Annotated in this window: 21 protein-coding genes; 2 read left to right on the plus strand and 19 right to left on the minus strand. The window is 37.4% G+C overall.

Annotated features, from left to right (window positions below):
• The first annotated feature begins 325 nt into the window (after positions 1-325).
• Positions 326-2,026 carry an L-lactate permease gene (locus MKX72_RS14590; RefSeq protein ID WP_033579384.1) on the plus strand — a complete coding sequence of 567 codons (1,701 nt, stop codon included), beginning with the start codon at positions 326-328 and terminating at the stop codon, positions 2,024-2,026.
• Between the two features lie 57 nt (positions 2,027-2,083).
• Here the strand turns inward: MKX72_RS14590 and MKX72_RS14595 are convergent, their stop codons facing one another.
• The 6 genes from MKX72_RS14595 to MKX72_RS14620 all read right to left on the minus strand — a co-directional run bounded on the left by MKX72_RS14595 (position 2,084) and on the right by MKX72_RS14620 (position 6,833).
• Positions 2,084-2,356 carry a hypothetical protein gene (locus tag MKX72_RS14595; protein WP_223260190.1) on the minus strand — a complete coding sequence of 91 codons (273 nt, stop codon included), beginning with the start codon at positions 2,354-2,356 and terminating at the stop codon, positions 2,084-2,086.
• Positions 2,357-2,547: 191 nt separating this feature from the next.
• Positions 2,548-3,843 carry an MFS transporter gene (locus MKX72_RS14600; RefSeq protein ID WP_049165211.1) on the minus strand — a complete coding sequence of 432 codons (1,296 nt, stop codon included), beginning with the start codon at positions 3,841-3,843 and terminating at the stop codon, positions 2,548-2,550.
• Between the two features lie 38 nt (positions 3,844-3,881).
• Entirely contained in the window at positions 3,882-4,664 is a 783-nt protein-coding gene (locus tag MKX72_RS14605; protein WP_034268943.1) for a carbon-nitrogen family hydrolase, read from the minus strand.
• Complete coding sequence (locus tag MKX72_RS14610) at positions 4,661-5,353, minus strand: DUF2848 family protein (protein WP_049165214.1); 693 nt, start codon at positions 5,351-5,353, stop codon at positions 4,661-4,663. Before MKX72_RS14610 ends, MKX72_RS14605 begins: the two co-directional genes overlap by 4 nt.
• A complete protein-coding gene (locus MKX72_RS14615) occupies positions 5,350-6,024 on the minus strand; it encodes a GntR family transcriptional regulator (protein ID WP_028412889.1) in 675 nt (224 codons plus the stop codon). Before MKX72_RS14615 ends, MKX72_RS14610 begins: the two co-directional genes overlap by 4 nt.
• A 161-nt stretch (positions 6,025-6,185) precedes the next feature.
• Entirely contained in the window at positions 6,186-6,833 is a 648-nt protein-coding gene (locus tag MKX72_RS14620; protein WP_013057564.1) for a VC0807 family protein, read from the minus strand.
• Positions 6,834-7,339: 506 nt separating this feature from the next.
• On the opposite strand from MKX72_RS14620, the gene MKX72_RS14625 reads away from it, so the two are divergent.
• The gene (locus tag MKX72_RS14625) at positions 7,340-8,143 is read left to right on the plus strand and encodes a lipid II flippase Amj family protein (protein ID WP_049165218.1); all 804 of its coding nucleotides are present in this window, start codon (positions 7,340-7,342) and stop codon (positions 8,141-8,143) included.
• A gap of 27 nt (positions 8,144-8,170) precedes the next feature.
• Here the strand turns inward: MKX72_RS14625 and MKX72_RS14630 are convergent, their stop codons facing one another.
• The 13 genes from MKX72_RS14630 to MKX72_RS14690 all read right to left on the minus strand — a co-directional run bounded on the left by MKX72_RS14630 (position 8,171) and on the right by MKX72_RS14690 (position 14,468).
• Positions 8,171-8,947, minus strand: a complete 777-nt coding sequence (locus tag MKX72_RS14630; RefSeq protein WP_034268960.1) for an ABC transporter permease — start codon at positions 8,945-8,947, stop codon at positions 8,171-8,173.
• Positions 8,944-9,834, minus strand: a complete 891-nt coding sequence (locus MKX72_RS14635) for an ABC transporter ATP-binding protein (RefSeq protein WP_098625791.1) — start codon at positions 9,832-9,834, stop codon at positions 8,944-8,946. The genes MKX72_RS14630 and MKX72_RS14635 overlap by 4 nt, the downstream gene beginning before the upstream one ends.
• A 12-nt stretch (positions 9,835-9,846) precedes the next feature.
• Positions 9,847-10,038, minus strand: coding sequence for a PLD nuclease N-terminal domain-containing protein (locus MKX72_RS14640; protein ID WP_013057569.1), 192 nt, complete (start codon positions 10,036-10,038; stop codon positions 9,847-9,849).
• Positions 10,035-10,238, minus strand: a complete 204-nt coding sequence (locus tag MKX72_RS14645; RefSeq protein ID WP_098625794.1) for a transcriptional regulator — start codon at positions 10,236-10,238, stop codon at positions 10,035-10,037. The genes MKX72_RS14640 and MKX72_RS14645 overlap by 4 nt, the downstream gene beginning before the upstream one ends.
• Positions 10,238-10,558: a YxlC family protein gene (locus tag MKX72_RS14650; RefSeq protein ID WP_033579388.1), complete on the minus strand. Its 321-nt coding sequence runs from the start codon at positions 10,556-10,558 to the stop codon at positions 10,238-10,240. Before MKX72_RS14650 ends, MKX72_RS14645 begins: the two co-directional genes overlap by 1 nt.
• Positions 10,555-11,085 carry an RNA polymerase sigma factor SigY gene (gene sigY / locus MKX72_RS14655; protein WP_033579389.1) on the minus strand — a complete coding sequence of 177 codons (531 nt, stop codon included), beginning with the start codon at positions 11,083-11,085 and terminating at the stop codon, positions 10,555-10,557. The genes MKX72_RS14650 and sigY overlap by 4 nt, the downstream gene beginning before the upstream one ends.
• A gap of 97 nt (positions 11,086-11,182) precedes the next feature.
• A complete protein-coding gene (locus MKX72_RS14660; protein ID WP_013057574.1) occupies positions 11,183-11,524 on the minus strand; it encodes a DUF1033 family protein in 342 nt (113 codons plus the stop codon).
• A gap of 155 nt (positions 11,525-11,679) precedes the next feature.
• Positions 11,680-11,913 carry a hypothetical protein gene (locus MKX72_RS14665; RefSeq protein WP_028412882.1) on the minus strand — a complete coding sequence of 78 codons (234 nt, stop codon included), beginning with the start codon at positions 11,911-11,913 and terminating at the stop codon, positions 11,680-11,682.
• 8 nt (positions 11,914-11,921) lie between these two features.
• Positions 11,922-12,140, minus strand: coding sequence for a spore germination protein (locus MKX72_RS14670; protein WP_013083687.1), 219 nt, complete (start codon positions 12,138-12,140; stop codon positions 11,922-11,924).
• Positions 12,141-12,249: 109 nt separating this feature from the next.
• A complete protein-coding gene (locus MKX72_RS14675; RefSeq protein ID WP_028412881.1) occupies positions 12,250-12,771 on the minus strand; it encodes a hypothetical protein in 522 nt (173 codons plus the stop codon).
• Between the two features lie 124 nt (positions 12,772-12,895).
• Positions 12,896-13,135: a YiaA/YiaB family inner membrane protein gene (locus MKX72_RS14680; protein ID WP_013057577.1), complete on the minus strand. Its 240-nt coding sequence runs from the start codon at positions 13,133-13,135 to the stop codon at positions 12,896-12,898.
• 279 nt (positions 13,136-13,414) lie between these two features.
• Positions 13,415-13,615: a DUF6501 family protein gene (locus MKX72_RS14685; protein ID WP_013057578.1), complete on the minus strand. Its 201-nt coding sequence runs from the start codon at positions 13,613-13,615 to the stop codon at positions 13,415-13,417.
• A gap of 79 nt (positions 13,616-13,694) precedes the next feature.
• Positions 13,695-14,468: an alpha/beta hydrolase gene (locus tag MKX72_RS14690; RefSeq protein WP_098625797.1), complete on the minus strand. Its 774-nt coding sequence runs from the start codon at positions 14,466-14,468 to the stop codon at positions 13,695-13,697.
• Positions 14,469-14,489 lie beyond the last annotated feature (21 nt).

Raw genomic sequence — 14,489 nt, forward strand, 5'->3', positions numbered from 1 at the left:
AGTGCCATGTATAATACGACTGAAAGTAGTAGATTAATAAGAAGAATAATTAGTAGAATAGATAAAAAGATATATTTTAAGCGCTTACAATCATTTAATCACCTATTCTTGGGATTTTCAACCAGTATTTTCTTCTTATCAACAAAAAAATGTCCGTTCTTTAGAAAAAAAGTTTCTTTTAGTACTTGCCTATCACGAAAGTATTAGAATATAATGTAAGCGAATTCATTTTTACATAAGTCGTCAGATGACCTTATCATCGTAGTTTTAATGGTTTCGTTTTACTAAATTCGTAGTTCACTAATTTGAAAATGAGGTGTTAGTTATGACATGGACACAGCAGTTCACTCCTGTAGGAAACAGCGTCATTTGGTCTTCATTAATCGCTTTGATTCCTATTCTTTACTTCTTTTGGGCTCTGGCTATTAAACGAATGAAAGGTTATATGGCTGGGATTACAACCTTACTGGTCGCACTTGCCGTTGCGATGCTTGCCTATAAAATGCCGGCTAGCATGGCTTTTATGTCAGCTAGTCAAGGAGCTGTATACGGTATACTGCCGATTGGATGGATTATCATTACATCCGTTTTTCTTTACAAACTAACTGTAAAAACCGGTCAGTTTGATATTATTCGTACCTCTGTCGTATCTATTACAGAAGATCGCAGACTTCAAGCTTTGTTGGTTGCTTTTTCGTTTGGGGCTTTTCTTGAAGGTGCTGCTGGTTTTGGCGCACCTGTTGCAATTTCAGCAGCTTTGCTGGTAGGCCTAGGTTTTAATCCGCTGTATGCCGCGGGCTTATGTTTATTAGCAAATACAGCACCCGTTGCTTTTGGTGCAATCGGTATTCCTATCACGGCTATGGAGGGTCCTACTGGAGTAGCGGCAATGGAAATCTCTAAAATGGTAGGCCGCCAGCTTCCTTTTATTTCTGTATTTATTCCGCTATATTTGGTTTTTGTAATGGCTGGATTTAAGAAAACAGTAGAAGTACTCCCTGCTATTTTAGTATCCGGCGTCTCTTTTGCTCTTACACAGTTTGTCAGCTCTAACTTTTTAGGACCTGAACTTCCCGATATTTTATCGGCACTCGTTTCACTTTTTGCGCTCGCTATTTTCTTAAAATTCTGGAAACCGAAAACAACGTTTCGCTTTCAATCTGAAAAAGCAGCACATGAAGTAGCTTCCGCTTCGGCTGAGCCAAGAGAAACTCAAGGTCAGCCCGCATTCACCGGGGCTCAAATTGCAAAGGCGTGGTCACCTTTTTTAATTTTAACGATCTTTATTTCCATATGGGGAATTCCTCAAATTAAAACCGCTCTGACGGGACATTATGAAGGAACTAACGCTTTTTTGAGCGCTATCAATTCCGTCGGACATTATTTAACGTTTATGCCAGAAGTACCTTGGTTAAATAATTTAATTTTAAATGGAAATGGAGAACCAATTGCGGCAGTGTATAAGTTAGAATTACTAGGCGCTGCGGGCACAGCTATCCTGTTGTCTGCTGTTGTCACAAAATTTATCGTCAACATCTCTTGGAAAGACTGGTTTATTACGTTTAACGAGACGTGTAAAGAATTAGCGCTGCCGCTGCTTACGATTATGTCCGTTGTGGCATTTGCTTACGTGACAAATGCTTCTGGAATGAGTACAACATTAGGACTGCTGTTAGCTAAAACAGGCGCGTTATTTCCCTTTTTCTCTCCTGTACTCGGCTGGCTTGGTGTTTTTATTACAGGATCAGATACATCAGCCAACTTATTGTTCGGCAATTTGCAAAAAATCACGGCCACGTCTATTGGAATGGATCCGCTTCTTGCGCTTGCAGCAAACTCTTCGGGCGGAGTAACCGGTAAAATGATTTCACCGCAGTCCATCGCTGTCGCCTGTGCTGCGGTTGGGCTGGCAGGAAAAGAATCCGATTTGCTTCGTTTTACGGTGAAGCACAGCCTATTTTTACTGCTGATTGTCTGCCTACTAACATTTTTACAATCCAATGTATTATCGTGGATGATTCCTTAATCAAAAAAGCTTCCGCAGCTAGAGGTGAACCTCTGCACGGAAGCCTTTTTCTTTTAGTTAAGATCGATTAATGGCATATACAACAAATAAAACTATGTCTAGCAAAATCATGACAACACCGACAAGCAGCCAGATGTTTCCTTGCGTCTTTTTCTCTCCTTCTTGCATTTCAAACGCTCGAATAGCAAATACAATTCCAAGGGTAAACACGAGAAAAAACAGCTGACGGTAATCAAAAAACGACAGTACGACAAAAATTAAAGTGAAAAACACCATAATCATTTCTAAGATCCGATAAGGCTGCTTTTGACATGCTAATAATAGTTTCATTTCTTGACCTACTTTCATCCCGTTTCTAATAGCGTTATTTTACTATTAATTTTAAATGAGATGTTAGTGTTTTGTGTATTGTTCACTGTTTTGTAACAAAGGTTTCTATGTAAAAAAAGATAGCCGTAGGAATGTTCTATGGCTATCTTACCTTATATTGGCATGTGGTATGCCAGATAATATAAAAAATCTTATGTTAAAGAACGATCCGGGCGTACTCCAAACCATAGTATAATAGCTACAATAATTGGGAGGATACTAACTAGTAAAGCTCCTTCCCATCCAATAGTTTCAGCAAGCCATCCGCACAGAATAGGTGATAAAAATGCTCCAATATTTCCCCATAAGTTCATCCACCCCGAAACAGACCCTGAATACTCATTTCCTAAGTCAACTGCTGCTGCCCATGATGTCACAACAGGAAATCCGAGCGAACCTAAAGCAAGGGTTAACCATAAGACATTCATCCAAGGTGTAGTTGCATAGGCTGCCAGATACATGGAGATAGAAAAAACAACCAATCCGCCAATAGCTAAAGCACCGCGTGCAAACATTTTAGATTTCCCTTTCTTTAACAATGAATCCGAAAGTGCCCCGCCAGTCATAACCGTGATAAAAATGCATAGCCACGGTAAACTTGCAGCGAATCCCATGCTGCTGAGAGAAAATTGACGCGCTTCTAGTAAATAAGTGGGAAGCCATACAAGGAAAAAAGTTACAATATATAATACAACAAAGTACTGTAGACCTAAAGCCCAGAAGCGTCCATTTTTCAAAAACTCTCCCCATGGGGCCGTTTGCTTAGATTTTTTTTGAACAGTTCGATTCTCTATAATGTATGAAAGCTCTTCTTTGCTAATCCACGAATGTTCTTCTGGGCGATTTCTGCCTATTGCATACCAAACGAATGCAACAAGTAACCCTATTAAAGCAAAAATATAAAACACAGCTTTCCAGCCGAGAGATTGATAAATTGCAACGGTTACAATGGGAGCGATAACAGGTCCAAAATAAGAACCAGCAAGCAGTGCACTTGCAGCTCTTCCTTTTTCTTGCTTTGGGAACCAGTACGTATTAAATACTGCGTTTCCTGGATACATGGGACCTTCTCCAACTCCAAACAAAAACCGAACAAGTCCGATTAAGCCGTGTGACTTTACTAAAGCCGTTAAGCCTGTGAATATAGACCACCAAACTAAAGCATAGAAAACAATTTTACGAGCGCCGAACTTCTCGGCCAGCAATCCAGCTGGTATTTGAGACAAGGCGTACCCTAGTGAAAATAAAGAGGCTAGCATGCCAAACTGAACTTTATTCATATTTAAATCTTCCATCATTGGCTTAGCAATAATGGCGATGTTAGAGCGATCCATGTAAGCAATTAAACCAATTAAAAAGAATAAAAGTGCTAACCACCAACGCAGCCCTACGACCTTTCTCGACTGTGTTTTGTCAGATGAATTTGCTTCATAAACTGGTTGCCCCATTTACTTTCCTCCTCGATATTTTTGAAAATTCTGTATTTTTAATATAAATCTAACCGTTGATCAGTGATAACTGGAATATGTTCTCGAACATTTTTCACCTTCTCTAAGTCAACTTCAATAATATATATATCTTCTTCTTGAGACCCCTCCAACAGAATTTCACCTAATGGATCTATTACCATTGAATTTCCTGGAAAAGGAGTTCCTTCACTTTCCCCGCAGCGATTCACAGCTATAACAAAACATTGATTTTCAATTGCTCTTGCAATTAATAGGCTTCTCCAATGATCTACTCGCGCTGTTGGCCATTGTGCAACGTTAATTAACATTTGGGCGCCATCATTTACTAACTTTCGAGACAGCTGCGGAAAGCGCAAGTCGTAACATATCATAGTACCTATTTTTATATCTTGATAAGAAAACAGCCCAAACCGATTTCCTGCTTTTAAAAATTTATCTTCATCCATCAAACGAAATAAGTGGATTTTATCGTACTCCAGTACTTGTTCTCCTTGTCCATTGAAAACTAGCATAGTATTGGTTACTTCCTGTCTGTGGGATCGACAATTTAAAATGCTTCCACCAACAACCGTTACATTATGCTCTTTAGCAAATGAGGATAACAGTTCTTTTGTGAGTACACCGTTTCTATCTCCTAACTCTTGTGCACGCTCTAAAGCATAGCCTGTATTCCACATTTCAGGCAGCACAATTATATCTGGCTTTTCTTTCATTGCCTTGGACATAAGCGTTTTAACATGCTGATAGTTCCAATCTGGTTCACCAATTTGAACATCTAATTGAATGAGCGCAATCTTCATACTCTCACCTCTTGTATAGCAATTGAATAACTGCTTTCAATCTTTCGGTTTAACACCGGATCAGCAAGCTCATATTCAAATTTACTCCCATATACAAAGCCTTCTAATGTTGGAACTGTTCCTGAAAAAATGACTGTATTTGAGATATCTTTATAACCAAATCCCTCTAATTTATTGAGAAGATCATTAACACTGAGCAGAGAAGTTAGGTCATGTTCCTGGTATTTTCGTCTCCCTTGTTCATCTGTAATCCAAGATCGTAAATATAGCTGATCCCAATGATTTTGAACGTCTTCTAAACGCCAAAACTTAGTCGCAAGAGGCTTAGGACAAGATTCTTTTGAAAGTTGAATATCTTCAATTTCGAGAAATCGATCCGTATGGTCACTTCCAAGGGTAATTAGCCATTCTGTTCCATTATGAAATAAAACATATTCTGCTTCCCCCGACGTTTCTTTTCTTGCAACGTTAATTGCTTGTTCAAAAGACAGATTAGATAGTTGCATTGGATAAACAGCTGGTATAGTTGACGGCGGTGCGACACCAATTTCCGCCAACTCGTCAATGTGCTCCTGAACTTTTTTAAGATCTCTACCACCATAGCCAACAACAAGAACATCTTTTATATGAATGTCTTCCTCTTTTATTACCTTTTCTACACTTTCCACATAAACGGTTACTTTTTTCATTTACTGACATCTCCTTCTTTATTTTTTAGACTGGCGAGTACAGCTTCTCGAGTAAGATCAATATGATTAAGTACAGCTTTCTTTGCTTTGTCGACGTCTTTTTCTTTTAAACAATCAATAATAGCTGAATGTTCTTTTAACGTCTCTTCTATTCGATTAGGTAAGTAAGAAGCGCTAATTCCAAACCAGCGCATTTGGTCACTGACAGTTTGCACTAGATTAACTAATCTTCTATTTCCACTTAATTCTGCTAAAAAGATATGAAAGTCTTTATCTGTAGAAATAAATAGTTTATTTTCTTTTTGGAGTTTTACCTGCTGCTGATAAAGCTGTTCAATCATTGAAATTTGTTCCTCTGAGATTATCGGAATAAGTAGCTCTACTACCAAAACCTCTAAACCACGTCTAATTTGAATGACTTCTTCTACATCTTTTGCGGTAATACTGCTCACTAGCGTTCCTTTTCTCGGAATTGATGTAACCCACCCTTCTAATTCTAGAAGCGGGATAGCTTCACGAATTGGCGTACGGCTGATTCCTAATTCTTCACTTAATTTTCTTTCATACAAGACTTCTCCAGGAGCAATGGTATGATCGATAATAGCGTTTTTAATTCCTTCATACGCCTGCTGCTTTAGTGATAACGGCTGTGTTAATTTTGATAAACTCATAATTTTATCTCCTTTGATTCTTTTGGCATGTGGCATGCCAGTTGCTTCTTATTTTTAGTATATACATGAAAGAATCTCTTTACCACATATTTGTCAGAAAATTTAACAAACTTGTTTCTGCATTAAAAAAGCGTACGTTAGCTAAACGCACGCTTCTCCTTTTATTCATTTACATTTGGATTCATTGGATTATCCATCCCTGTTTTATCTTGAATTTTTTTATAGATAAAATACGTGTAGACGGCAATTAAAATGGAGAATGCCCACGTAACGGCTTGACGGAATACAATCATGTTCCCGTACCCTTCTACTCCGTACTTTTGAATCAATACGTATTTTACAATTGCTAAAAATACATAGCGACCTGCGAACAGTACTGTAAGCCAGTTCATCATTTTGAATAAATCAGGCTGGTGGAAGAGCTTAAGAGAATCTTCTCGCTTATAGCCCATTAAGTACGCCGTATCTACAAAAAAGTACAAACCAATTGGCTTTTTTATCACAATGGTAAAAAGGACAACTACAGCCAGTCCAATCATAAAGTATACTTGATTGTTTAACATCGTCGCTGCGTTTCCTGAAATTAAATCAATAATGGTACGTGCCAGCAGCGTAATGACAATAAACAATCCTGTTACGTTAAACTGGCGATCTTTAATAAATGTATAAATGGTATACACAAACGCTGGTGCTGTTGAAAGCAAAATGGCATAGTAATCACCAATAATGTCTTTTCCCTGATTCCATATTAGGTAAGGAATAGCGATATAAAAAAGTAAATCAAACCATACTCGTTTTGTATTGTTCATATATAACTCCTTTAAAAACGTTGTTCCTGCTATTATATGGGATACTACGCAAGAAAAAAAGGCTTTTACCTGGAATGTTATGAAATTTTAATCATTTATGTTTAGATCCAAAGCGACAGGGAAAACGATTTCTAGAAAGACTTCAAGAATTATAAACATCGAAACACTTGAGCAGCAATACATGTGCCACAAGTGAAAAATGCTGAAAGGATTGATTCATTATCGCACTTCACCTAACGTACACGTCAGAAATGGAAAAGGCCATGCAGCTTTCTCACGGCGTGGGGTATGCTGAATATAGCCGTAAACTAGACAAACGTCTACAGGTGGAAAAAGAACGGGAAAAAGATTATCAGGCTAGCAAAGATATACTTCGTGATATTAACCAGCATCGATAATAAAAAGCCGCTTGCTACTCTTGGTAGCAAGCGGCTTTTTATTTACAAATGAACCAAAATTATACATAATAAGGAAGTGCGTGTATCAAAGAAAGGAACTTACTTATTATGATGGAAAAATTACTGATTATTTGTGTATTTGTAGGAATTATTCACATGATTGAAACACTAGCCTACTCTGTGAGACTCGCGGGCTTGAAAACTGGAAAACTAGTCGTGGCCCTATCTCTTTTTAATATTATTGTCATCGTTTCAAGAACAGCTAATATGGTGCAAGCTCCGCTGACCGGCAAATTAGGAGATGCGGTCCAGTCTAAAGAAGATTTGTCCCTTCTACTTCATCAGCTTCAAACTATCTTGCTCGCGGCCTCTATTGGGACAATCGCAGGTGCTCTTTTAATTCCTAGCTTTGTATCAATCTTCTCTCGCATGATTTCACACTTAGAAGTAGCAGGATCTGTACCCAAAATGATGAAAAACATTACTTCCATACATACGCTGGAAAAAGCAAAAAAACACGTGAAGCGTCCTAGGTGGATTATGCTGTCTCAGCTGCGAATAGGCGGAGTGCCCAAGCGATTGCTTCTTTTAAATTTAATGGCTACGACCATTTATACAGTAGGTGTTCTTTCCACTCTTTATGCTTCTACGCTCGAGCCTACTCTTTCTAAATCGATTCTGATGTCTTCTGGTCTTATTAACGGACTAGCGATGATTACCCTTGCAGTGTTTGTAGATCCGCAAGTAGCCATTCTAACTGAAAAGGTAATGAAAGGTGAATCGACTAAGCAATCTATGAATAAAATGGTTGGTACACTCGTCATCTCTCGTTTATGCGGGACAGTATGTGCCCAGATTCTCTTAGTCCCCGCTGCTCTTTATATTGCATGGATTTGCAAATTAATTCCCTAGAAAAAAGACTTCGTTTCAGAAGTCTTTTTATACATATTCTACTTTTTTGTATCTATAAACAGCAGCAATTAAAAGAAGAAAACAGCTCACTAATGTAACAACTACGGTATAGGTGACACTTTGTGACCAGTGCAATTGTTCAAGTATACGACCGGCGTATTGTGACAGCGCCGCAGGACTCCACTTTAATTGATTCGTAAACAAAGTACTTAAAAATGAAAGTGACGCAATAATCAAAATGCTTACTCCAGCAATTCCTCCGCTTTGTAAAAGAAAGGTTCCAGCTGCCACTAGCACGGACAAGATAAAAATCAGCCACAGGCTGTATAAAAGAAAGCTAACTATCATATGAGTCCAATCCACATGTGAAAATAAAAGATTTGTATAATACCACGCTGCTATATAGCTTATAAACATTGAGCCAATAACCAGTACGATTTGCGCAGCCCATTTACTCATAATGTATTGAATGACGCTCACCGGTCTCATCATAACAAGTACAGCCGCATGATTTTGTCGTTCATTTGAAATCATATTCATGCTTGCTAGTACAATCAATAAGATTCCTATTGTGCTATATTGTGAAAGGACACCTTGCAATACTTCTTGACCGCTTGGCGTAGGAAGTTGAATAATGGCTCCTTTTGGCAAATTTCCTGCCATGTCAATGATTTGTGGCATATAATAATTCGTTAAAGGCTGTGTGATGCCTAGCAAAATTAGAGAGATGGGTAGCCAAATTGCTTTGCCGTTCGCAAATAATTCATGCAGCTCCTTTTTAAATAAGACTCTAAATATATTCATTTATTCATCACCTCTAGATACACATCTTCGAGAGAATGCTGTTTTCGTTCAAATAAAACAAGATTTGCTTGTTGATCAACAAGCAGTTGAAGCAGCTGCTGCTGCTGAGATGTATCTTTTACACTTACAGTGGCTTTATAAGGAGAATGAAACAGCACCTGTTCACTTGGCAGACTGCTAAATGATGCAGGGAGCCTTTCTTCTGTTTCAATCGTAAAAGCAGGATCCGCAAACTCTTGGCGCAGCGAACTCTTTGTTCCATTCCATTTCATGCGTCCGTTTTTAATCATAATCATGTTATCGCATATTTGTTCTGCATCATGCAAAATGTGAGTTGAAAAAAGGATGGTCGTATCTTTTTTTAATGTTTCGATAATCATTAGGACATCTTTTCTGCCTTCAGGATCCAAAGCCGAAACGGGTTCATCTAAAATTAGCAGTTCAGGTTTATGTAACAAGGCTTGAGCTAAGCCCAAACGTTGTTTCATTCCTCCAGAAAAGCCAGCAATTTTCTGCTTTTCCTTTCCTTTTAAACCTACCGTTTCAAGTACTTCATCTATTCGTTGAGAAAGCACATTTTTTGAAATGTTAGATAAAAGGCCTAAAAAAGTTAAATACTGCTGAGGCGTCATCCAATTAAAAAACGTAGGATGCTGCGGCAGAAAGCCAATAAATGATCGTACGTCTTGATGCTGTTTATCTTCAAAAGAAATTTTCCCTTTATTAGATGCAGTAAGACCTGCAATCATATGCAAAGTAGTCGTCTTACCTGCACCATTAGGGCCTAACAATGCTGCACATTTTCCTTTATCGAGATTAAATGAAAGGTTATCTACAACGGTTATATTACGGTACGTTTTTGTCAGTCCTTCTACTTGCATAAACATCTTCGCTCCACCTCACTGTTTTTTACGTCCTAAAACAAAATATAAAACGGGACCGACTGTACTTACACATAAAATGATGAGTCCCCATAACCATTTTGGTCCGTTTGTCTCTTCTTGCTTTATGCAGCTTATTAACGCTGGAATCATTAAAAGCAATTGTAAGAATAGAATTGGAGCAATTAACAACCAGTTAATGTCCTTCATTTACATCCCCCTTTTTTTCGTGCTGGAAGCCAAATAATAAAAAACCAATAAAAAAGCGTTGGCATTGGGATTTGAATCAGTCCCCATATTCCCCAAAACCATGGATGGGCGCCGCGTTTTTTTGCATTGATAAAAAGTAGAAAGCTTTGAAGAAGGAGAAATGGTGAAATAAACAGCACAATAATCCATTTTTCATTCATTATAAAAACATCTCCTTTTTTCGTTTATAGTGAAAAACGATAAAAGAAAGAGGCGCAACAATGATGCCAATTACCTCAATGGCGATAAATAAGGCAGGTATTTGTAAAATAGCCGTTGCCACTACCGTTAAAATAACAAGTGCTGTTAATGTAAATAAGCATAACTCTTTCCGGAAAGCTTTTTTCTGCTTTTGTTTTTGAATGAGAAGCTGTTCTTGAATTGCATGAAGAGAAATACGTTCATGACTTGCTAAACTCTCTAGCTGCTCCCAATCTTTTTTTAAAGAATGTAAGGACTGATTGTCATTTTCTTCCCTCATTCTTTCCACTCCTTTCTCAGTATATTTACTCCTTTATTTACTCTTGATTTGACCGTTCCTGCTCGCATATTCAGCATATGGGCAATCTCATCGTATGTATATCCGTAATAATGTCGAAGCAAGACAGGAATTCGAAAGCGCGAATCGAGTTCATTAAAATCGGAAAACATCTCGCTCCACTCCACTCCTTTGTATTTAGCTTTCCACTGAAGCTGATGCGATAAAGCCTGCTTTATTCGCTGAAGACTGCTTTTTTCACGTTTTTGCTTACGCAAATAATCCATGTACAGTCTTGAAGCAATGGATATCATCCAAGTCGAAAACTTTGCTTCATTTTTGTATGAAGAAAGATTCACGTAACACTTCATCATTGCTTCCTGACACAATTCACTGCATAAGTCCTCATCTAATGTCAGCTTTAAAAGGTATTTATATAAAAATGAATGATAGCGCTGAAATAATAATGAAAAGGCATCATCATCACCTTGTAATGCTTTTTGGACAAGGATGAAATCATCTTGTTCCAAAGCGGTCACCCCTCCTTTTTGTTTCATCACCTATATGACGCTTGAGCGATTGAAATCGTTTATTTTTTATATAAAAAAAACGCCCCGCAGGACGTTTTTATTTAGTACGAAGCATTTTTAATCCTTCTTCATCTTCTTCTAATGAATAGACTTCATCGTTTTTAGCGAATAAAACACCGTGGAAGATTTGAAGATCATCATCACAGGCTTCACAAAATTCCTTTTCGCCTTCGTTCCAAAAGCTAAAGAGCGCTAGTTCATCACTTCGCACGCTTGCGTATTTTTGATGAAATTCATAAATCATCATCGCGTAGTAGCGAAGCGCTTCTTCTTTTTTTTCAAATTCAATGGTTTCAATAATATCTTTTTCCCAGCCTTCTAAAAACAGCCAAGGTTCACAATCACTTTTTATTTTATGAACTCTCCATTTATCTGTCATGATTGAACATCTCCTTACTTACAGCTTACTTCTAAAAATTCTCTTTTCCTTATTATTCAGCAAAAATAACTTTGAATCAAGTAAAACGGAAAAAAACGCCTATTTTTAGGAAATAGGCGCTAACAAGTTGGCTTAATCTGAACTTCTTTTTTATATTAGTAATAGCCCCTTAAACTATAAGGAACTAAACTGCCCGTATAATACTGGGTAACAGGAGGGAAAACGCCGGCTGAAGGCGTGATTTTCCCCCACCAAGATGGTTTTTTGCCCCACCAGTTATCCATCGCTCCATCAGGTGACACGACAAATCCAATTGGACGTGCAAAAGAAGGCATAAAATACGGATAAAACGAATACTGAAAAGGCGTGTAGAAAGAAGAGTAAAACATCTCTTTCCTTATCCGTTTCCGAAGCCGTTTTGGTCAGAACCATCCGGATCGAGCGTATTTGTATTAGAAAGTCCCGAATTTGTATTTACACAAATTCCTGTATTTGAAGACCCTGAACCTTGCGCAGTTTTACTGTTACTTTTTGGAGAAACATAGTACGTGTCGCCAAATGTAACGACTCCTCCTGTAACATTTGGAATCACTACATGATTAATAACAATCGGCATTATCCTCACCCTTTTTATTTTCATCGTGATGTAATATATGAATGATTTATCAAAAGGGTTATAAATTAATGGATATAAATAAAAAATCCCCCTGCAGAGTGGGGTATTTTTACGCTTTTACCTCTTTTTTAGAATGACTTAATTCATCTCGAAGAATATCAAAATCTCGTTCTGCTACTTCTTCAATTTTAGTATACAACTCATTCTCTGTTAGAAGTCCTTTTTCTTCAAGTATTTCGACAAGAGCCTTAAACTTTATTCTAGATAAAAGCATTTCGTTGACCGTGCTCTCTGTTGGACGTTCATTTTTCACTTGTTCTTTTTCTTTAACAGGTTCTTGCTGCAGCTTCACTCTGAAAACAATATTTGTATGATCTGTAATTTCAGGTGACTGATAAAATGTGCTATGCGAAATGTTTTTTAGTGTTAGCGTTTCTTTTGTCTCCATATTTGTTACTTCAAAGTACGGATCCTCAAAAAATGCATCATATTTATCATAAGCTGCTTTGCCTACAACCGAAAAAGAAAAGTTTAGCCTTTTCAACTCTTCACCTGTATTCGCATCAGTAATCATTTTTTCTTCAAACATATCAACGTGAAAATTTACGTTATTAATCATTAGTTGTGTCAATTCAATCGCCTCCTTCTTTATTAATACGACATGGAGTGACAAGTTCCCTGTTTTTTTATATAAAAAAACATCTCCCAAAAATGGGGATGTTTTTCAAAGAGCTAGAAAAATGCTTTTTTTAGCTCTACAATTCTTCTTCTGCTTTGTCATATTTGCGTTCGTGCGCCGTATCTTCTTCGTTATCACGAATGGTTTTTTGAAGCACAAAAGCGGACATCGTTAAGTATAATGTTCCAACAGCATAATAACCTTTTACCGGTAATGATGCATCTAAGGTATAAATTCCTATAAACATAGCTAATAGTGCTGTAATAAAAGCTGTCCATGCTAAAAATGTAAAAGCTGCTGTATTACGCTTTTTCATCGTATGACCTCCTCTTTTCCTTTTTCTGTTAAGCGTCGCTTTCATTTTACATTGTAAAATAATTGTTGTCATGGGTATTTATAGTCAGTTACCCTTTTAATCAGAACAAGAAACGGAAGAATTTAGGTCTTACATTCTATTTTTATCATAAAGCTTTTTTTCGAAATGATGAGATATATGGAATTTCTCTTTAAAAGTATGTTCATTCGTTTTCATTAAGAAAAGCTCCATTTAATTATTGCAATAAAAAAATCATCGCCGAGACGATGATTTTTTTGTTTAGCCTTCAAAGTATTCTTTATAAAAGCCGCCGACTTGGCCAGTGTTATCAACAACAAAATAAAATTCTTCTGTTTCGTTTTTTACATCATATGTTTTTCCTGCTGTTAAAACATTTTCAACCACGAATTTTTTTGCATCTGTATGTATGCATTTTACTTGTTTAATTGTTGGACGATCGTTCCATTCTAAATGAATCATGTATGTACACTCCTTTGTTTTCATTCAAGATTCATTTTATCTTACTTGAAGTAAAAAAGAAACGGAGCGAATTTAAAAATTAAAAAATTCGCTCATGCACTTTTTTTTTGGTAACTGTTGCTTGTACAAACTGTGCCGTTTGTGCAACAATTGTGTCTTTATCAAAATCCATCGACGCAACATGGTAAGAGTTTCGAAGCATGTGCTGTCTTTTTTCTGCTGATTGAATATGGTTTAAGATATAAGCTGAATTCTCAGGCGGTACTACGTTATCAACGGTTGATGTTAGTACTAAAGCCGGGCATGTTACATAAGATAAGCGTTCTTTTGTTTCGTCCATTAAAGAAAGCAGCTCACGCATAGAGCGCACTGGTACTTTGTCGTACGTAATTTCATGTACGTTTGGATCCTTAATATCAGGATGATCTTCTTTTAAATAACGAGGCGTATGACGAGAGCGGTAAGGCTCCATTGAAGGAATGGACGTCATAGCCGGATTGATTGCAATAACTCCGTCAAGATCTAATCCTTGGCTTGCTGTATGAAAGGTGAGAGTGCCTCCCATGGACTGACCTAAGATAAATACATGACGGCATTCTTGCTTCAAACGCTGATACCCATTTAAAAAGTCCTGCTTCCATTCCTCGTACGTTGTTTGTTCAATATCATAGTAGTGAGTACCATGTCCCGTTAGTCGCAAACCGTACACAGTAAAACCTTTTTTAGCTAATTCTTTTCCGATATATTCCATACTTTGAGGGGTCCCCATAAATCCATGAGAAACAAGTATACCAATGTCGTTGCCTTTATAATAAAAAGATTCTGCGCCTTGAATTACGTCATAACGTTCCATTTTCTTCACCCTTTATCACAA

The sequence above is a fragment of the Priestia sp. FSL R5-0597 genome (assembly GCF_038006305.1).
GTDB lineage: Bacteria > Bacillota > Bacilli > Bacillales > Bacillaceae_H > Priestia > Priestia zanthoxyli.

Coding starts and splice junctions, on each gene's coding strand:
- MKX72_RS14635 (WP_098625791.1), bottom strand. CDS start 9,834: ATGTTTATGCAAGTAGAAGGACTGACAAAAACGTACCGTAATATAACC.
- MKX72_RS14590 (WP_033579384.1), top strand. CDS start 326: ATGACATGGACACAGCAGTTCACTCCTGTAGGAAACAGCGTCATTTGG.
- MKX72_RS14690 (WP_098625797.1), bottom strand. CDS start 14,468: ATGGAACGTTATGACGTAATTCAAGGCGCAGAATCTTTTTATTATAAA.
- MKX72_RS14650 (WP_033579388.1), bottom strand. CDS start 10,558: ATGAGGGAAGAAAATGACAATCAGTCCTTACATTCTTTAAAAAAAGAT.
- MKX72_RS14620 (WP_013057564.1), bottom strand. CDS start 6,833: ATGAACAATACAAAACGAGTATGGTTTGATTTACTTTTTTATATCGCT.
- MKX72_RS14625 (WP_049165218.1), top strand. CDS start 7,340: ATGATGGAAAAATTACTGATTATTTGTGTATTTGTAGGAATTATTCAC.
- MKX72_RS14665 (WP_028412882.1), bottom strand. CDS start 11,913: ATGTTTTACTCTTCTTTCTACACGCCTTTTCAGTATTCGTTTTATCCG.
- MKX72_RS14660 (WP_013057574.1), bottom strand. CDS start 11,524: ATGACAGATAAATGGAGAGTTCATAAAATAAAAAGTGATTGTGAACCT.
- MKX72_RS14605 (WP_034268943.1), bottom strand. CDS start 4,664: ATGAAGATTGCGCTCATTCAATTAGATGTTCAAATTGGTGAACCAGAT.
- MKX72_RS14615 (WP_028412889.1), bottom strand. CDS start 6,024: ATGAGTTTATCAAAATTAACACAGCCGTTATCACTAAAGCAGCAGGCG.
- MKX72_RS14685 (WP_013057578.1), bottom strand. CDS start 13,615: ATGATTCATTTAGAATGGAACGATCGTCCAACAATTAAACAAGTAAAA.
- MKX72_RS14610 (WP_049165214.1), bottom strand. CDS start 5,353: ATGAAAAAAGTAACCGTTTATGTGGAAAGTGTAGAAAAGGTAATAAAA.
- MKX72_RS14670 (WP_013083687.1), bottom strand. CDS start 12,140: ATGCCGATTGTTATTAATCATGTAGTGATTCCAAATGTTACAGGAGGA.
- MKX72_RS14680 (WP_013057577.1), bottom strand. CDS start 13,135: ATGAAAAAGCGTAATACAGCAGCTTTTACATTTTTAGCATGGACAGCT.
- MKX72_RS14645 (WP_098625794.1), bottom strand. CDS start 10,238: ATGAATGAAAAATGGATTATTGTGCTGTTTATTTCACCATTTCTCCTT.
- MKX72_RS14640 (WP_013057569.1), bottom strand. CDS start 10,038: ATGAAGGACATTAACTGGTTGTTAATTGCTCCAATTCTATTCTTACAA.
- MKX72_RS14630 (WP_034268960.1), bottom strand. CDS start 8,947: ATGAATATATTTAGAGTCTTATTTAAAAAGGAGCTGCATGAATTATTT.
- MKX72_RS14595 (WP_223260190.1), bottom strand. CDS start 2,356: ATGAAACTATTATTAGCATGTCAAAAGCAGCCTTATCGGATCTTAGAA.
- MKX72_RS14600 (WP_049165211.1), bottom strand. CDS start 3,843: ATGGGGCAACCAGTTTATGAAGCAAATTCATCTGACAAAACACAGTCG.